Source organism: Geodermatophilus sp. DF01-2, from assembly GCF_004571065.1.
Taxonomy (GTDB): Bacteria; Actinomycetota; Actinomycetes; order Mycobacteriales; family Geodermatophilaceae; genus Geodermatophilus.
In genome coordinates this window covers 1-3,394 of record NZ_SPQN01000158.1, presented here as the reverse complement: position 1 = coordinate 3,394, position 3,394 = coordinate 1, and the positions used below count along the sequence as shown (strand labels likewise).

The 3,394-nt window shown below is 76.4% G+C and carries 5 protein-coding genes and 1 rRNA gene; 3 read left to right on the top strand and 3 right to left on the bottom strand.

The genetic code is table 11. From position 1 onward, the window contains the following. A partial coding sequence (locus E4P41_RS21435; RefSeq protein WP_135143215.1) for an anti-sigma factor occupies positions 1-495 on the top strand: 495 nt, incomplete at its 5' end. Positions 496-514: 19 nt separating this feature from the next. On the opposite strand, the gene E4P41_RS21430 is transcribed toward E4P41_RS21435, so the two are convergent. Further along, positions 515-679, bottom strand: a complete 165-nt coding sequence (locus E4P41_RS21430) for an EAL domain-containing protein (RefSeq protein ID WP_135143214.1) — start codon at positions 677-679, stop codon at positions 515-517. Positions 680-801: 122 nt separating this feature from the next. On the opposite strand from E4P41_RS21430, the gene egtE reads away from it, so the two are divergent. After that, positions 802-1,926, top strand: coding sequence for an ergothioneine biosynthesis PLP-dependent enzyme EgtE (gene egtE, locus E4P41_RS21425; protein ID WP_135143216.1), 1,125 nt, complete (start codon positions 802-804; stop codon positions 1,924-1,926). A gap of 477 nt (positions 1,927-2,403) precedes the next feature. On the opposite strand, the gene E4P41_RS21420 is transcribed toward egtE, so the two are convergent. Then, positions 2,404-2,703 (bottom strand): DUF4333 domain-containing protein, encoded by a 300-nt coding sequence (locus E4P41_RS21420; protein ID WP_135143213.1) that lies wholly within the window; start codon positions 2,701-2,703, stop codon positions 2,404-2,406. A gap of 252 nt (positions 2,704-2,955) precedes the next feature. Between E4P41_RS21420 and E4P41_RS22490 the strand changes: the two genes are divergently transcribed. Beyond that, positions 2,956-3,117, top strand: coding sequence for a hypothetical protein (locus E4P41_RS22490; RefSeq protein WP_167761213.1), 162 nt, complete (start codon positions 2,956-2,958; stop codon positions 3,115-3,117). A gap of 198 nt (positions 3,118-3,315) precedes the next feature. Here E4P41_RS22490 and rrf read toward each other — a convergent pair. Then, positions 3,316-3,394 (bottom strand): 5S ribosomal RNA (rrf, locus tag E4P41_RS21415); the annotation flags it as partial.

The window sequence follows — 3,394 nt, the reverse complement described above, 5'->3', positions numbered from 1 at the left end:
CCCGCCCCGGCACCCGTCCCCGCGGCCACGCCGGCTCCGCCGACCGAGTCGCTGCGGACCCGCCGTTCGCGGCTGCTGCTGGCTGCCGCCGCGTCCCTGGTCGTCGGGGTCGGCATCGGGGCGGGCGCGGTGGCCCTCGGCACGGGGGAGGACGACGGCATCGCCGTGGCCGCGGCCGCGCTCGACCCGCTCGCGGGCAGCGACGCCACCGGCGAGGCCCGGGTGGTGGAGCGCGACGACGGCACGCTGGTGCTCGAGGTCGACCTCCGCGCCGCCGACCCGGACGGCGGGTTCTACGAGGTCTGGCTGCTCGACGAGGCAGGGGAGGACCTCCTCTCGCTCGGCGTCGTCCGCGGTGGCGGGGAGGTGGCGCTGACGCTGCCGCCGGGCCTGGACCTGGACGAGTACCCGATCGTCGACGTCTCCGTCGAGCCGCTGGACGGCGACCCGGGGCACTCCGGGGTCTCGGTCGCCCGGGGCACGCTGGAGAGCTGACCGCCGGCGGGGCGTCTCCTCAGGCACGGGCGGGCCCGGCGGCCGCGGCGGTGCCGGCGAGCCACCGGCACGTCTTCAGGCGAGAGAGTGAGGTGTACCCGGCGCCGAAGTCGTCGATGGCGACACCGATGCCCATGCCGCGCAGCTCGCGCAGCGGGTCCGTGGCACGCTCGGCGTCGACCATCGTCGCGGTCTCGTGACCTCGACCTCCAGCGCGGAGCCGGGAGCCGTCGGCGGCCGGTCGCCTCCCTTGCCCCCATCGAGGCACGCGACGGGGAGCGGCTCGCCTAGCGTGGGGCCGTGACGATGCTCGGACCCGCCCTCGTCCACGAGGACCTCGGTGCCTCCTGGCGCTCGGCCCGGCCCCGCCCGGCCGGCCGGCACCTGGACAGCGCCGCGTGCAGCCGGCAGAGCCACCGGGTGCTCGAGGCCGTCGCCCACCACGCGCGGCACGAGGCCGAGCTCGGCGGGTACGTGGCCGAGGCGACCGCGGAGGACCTGCTGCAGCAGGGCCGCTCGGTCATCGGCGGCCTGGTGGGGATGGCCGCGGCCGACGTGGTGTTCGTGGAGTCCGCGCAGGCCGCGCTGGTCACGCTGCTGGCCGCCTGGGGGTTGCCGGCCGGGGCCCGGGTGGCCTGCCTGCCGGGCGAGTACGCGCCGAACGCCGCCCAGCTGCGCGCGGCGGGCCTGGGAGTGGAGCCGCTGCCGGTCGACGGCCTCGGCTGCGCCGACCTCGAGGGCGTGGCGCGGTTGCTGGCCACCGATCCGCCGCGGCTGGTGCACCTGACGCACATCGGCAGCCACCGCGGCGTCGTCCAGCCGGCCGCCGAGATGGCGTCGCTCTGCCGGGCGGCCGGGGTGCCGCTGGTGCTCGACGCCGCCCAGTCCCTGGCCCACGTCGACACCGACGTGGGCGCCGACGTCGTCTACTCGACCTCGCGCAAGTGGCTGGCCGGGCCCCGCGGGGTCGGCCTGCTGTGCGTGCGGCCCGCGGTCGCCGCCGAGCTGACCCCGGTACTGCCGGCGCCGGACGACGTCCCGCCCCTGCGTGCCCTCGAGTCCGGGGAGGCGCACGTGGCCGGGCGGGTCGGGCTGGTGCTGGCCGTGGGCGAGCACGTGGCGGCGGGGCCGGCTCGGGTCCGGGAGCGGCTGGCCGCGCTCGGCCGCGCCGCCCGCGAGGTGCTGGAGGGCACCGCCGGCTGGCGGGTGGTGGAACCGCTCGACGCACCGACCGCCACCACGACCCTGCGTCCGCCGAACGGCGTCGACGTCGTCACCACGCGGGCCCGGCTGCTCACCGAGCACGGCATCGTGACCACGGCGATCGGGCCCCAACGTGCGCCGGGCGAGATGACCGGACCGGTGCTGCGCGTCTCCCCGCACCTGGACGCCACCTTCGACGACCTCGAGGCCCTCGCCACCGCCCTCTGACCCGCGAGGTGGCGAACCGGATCGCGGCGGAGACCCGGCGGCGCCAGGCTCGGCGACCGGCGCGAGCCCGCTGCCCAGGACCATGGTGGACGACCGGCCGCGCGCCGCGCCCAGCCGCCGCACCTCGTCGAGGGACGGCCACACACCCGTATGCCGGCCAGACCCGGTCGGTCGGCCAGCCGGCGCCAGCGAGGCGGTCCAGCCGAGCGGCGGCTGGAGGTGGCCGGGCAGAGGGCCTTTCCGTCCTGTGTCTCGCACGGGCGGGTGTGCGGCCGGACGTCGAGGCGCTCGGCGGGGCCCGGTGCGTCAGCGCGGGCAGAACCGGCTGAACGGCGAGCAGAGCGACCGGAGTCGGCCAGGACCTCGCCGTCGTCCTGCACGACGGAGGCCAGGGGCAGGCCACCGTCCCTCCGCCAGCGACATCGAGCCCCGCGTCCTGCCCCGTTCGTGTCGGCGGCGGAATGCTGCGCCACCAGGTCACTCGACCGGCTCGATGTCGAAGTTCGCGGCGCCGTCCTCCACCGAGGTGACGGTGATCCGCAGCGCGATCTCCTCGCCGGTGTCCGGGTCCGTGGCGGTGCACTCGGTGGTCGCGGCGACCTCGGCGTCGAGGTCGCCGGGGCACGAGATGTCGGCCGCGACACCGAACTCGGACTCGATCGTGGTGGCCACCTGGACCTCCAGCTCACCCTGCTCGATGGCCTGGCCGCAGGCGGCGAGGCAGAGTCCCAGGACGGGCGCCGACGCGAGCAGGGCCAGACGGCCGGGACGGGACACGAGGACTCCTCGGGCGGGCGCGAATCGGCCCCGACCCTAGTGGGCGGACCCGGCGTCCTTCCCCGGTTCTCCTCGGCCGCGGCGAACCCGTCGTCGACCGCGACGATCGACCCACCCGACGCGCGGCTCGACAGGTCCGGCAGGCGGATGGGGTCGCTTCTCGGGCTGCTCGGGCTCGGATCGAGGCGCGCGGGTCACTCCGGCACGGGGTGGGTAGGACAGCTGGCGTCCGCGACCGACTGAGGAGGACCCGTGTCCGAACCCACCGACGACCCGCGCGAGCGCGCCCGCCAGAACGTCGAGCAACTCCCCGCGGAGACCGCCCTCGGCAACGCCGACCCCGCCGGCGGCGTGCAGGACGATCCGGAGGTGCTCGACCAGGCCGCCCGCGAGGAGGGCGAGCAGCAGGCCTGACGACCAGGTCGAGTCACCGGCCCGGCGGAGGGAAAGGGCCCGGCCGCACGCACCCGTACGACGACTCGACCGGAGGGGCCCATGCTGCGCGGGGAGCCCTGAGGGGTCGGCCGGCGCTCCTGTCCGGAAAGCCCCTGCACGCGCTGGACATGCATGAAGGGCCCTCACCGGGTGGTGAGGGCCCTTCATGGAATGGTTGTCCGGCGGCGTCCTACTCTCCCACCCCGTCTCCGGGGCAGTACCATCGGCGCTGAGAGGCTTAGCTTCCGGGTTCGGA